Source organism: Algoriphagus sp. SE2 (genome assembly GCF_039563885.1).
Classification (GTDB): domain Bacteria; phylum Bacteroidota; class Bacteroidia; order Cytophagales; family Cyclobacteriaceae; genus Algoriphagus.
In genome coordinates this window covers 1-695 of record NZ_JBCLWJ010000068.1, presented here as the reverse complement: position 1 = coordinate 695, position 695 = coordinate 1, and the positions used below count along the sequence as shown (strand labels likewise).

Annotated in this window: 1 pseudogene; it reads left to right on the top strand. The window is 33.1% G+C overall.

The annotated features are described in order from the left end of the window. Positions 1–312: pseudogene (locus tag AAGF08_RS20440) on the top strand (hypothetical protein); the annotation flags it as partial. Positions 313–695: the final 383 nt, after the last annotated feature.

Below are 695 nucleotides of genomic sequence, written 5' to 3'. Positions count from 1 at the left end.
TTAACCGATGATGAGGAAGTTGTTTATACTGTGGAAACCAAAGAAAGACCATTGGCGACTTCTGAACTACCCTTAATGGCCTATGGTAAATTAATAGATGACGAAACTATAAACCTTACTGTAATTGGCTTAATTGAGCCAGGTGTCGAAGTAAAGGTGAAAACCGAAAAAGGAGGAAGAGTTATCCATGAAGATTTCATCGACCAACCAGATGGATTTAAAAAAGACTTTTCGTTTAGAGGAATTGCCCCTGATGATGTGTATCTGGAAATAACAGATGCTATCGGACGAACTAGAATCATTCATTTTTAGGCTTTCAAACCTAGTTTAGTTGATGAAAGAGCTCTGCCCCTTTGAGGGTAGGGCTTTTTTATTATTCGAATTTTTAAAGAGATTGAATTAATTAGCTTTCTTCCATGAAGCATTACTTTTTTATATTTATTAGGATGACTATAGCCTTATTTTCTTTATAAGCATTAAATGAAATGAAGAAAAAAATACTTTTTTAAAAATACTGTGGAATACCTTGATCTTTTTCTTTAAATAGAGGAGATCCATACTGTCTTATTTACTAGGCTTTCAGGAATAACAAATACTGTTTTTAATCTAAGATCATACTTCTTCGCCCCAGTTGTTAGAAATTAAGAAAGTTGCTGAGAAAAGAATCCAAGGCAATTTTGATTTTCGAATCTGTA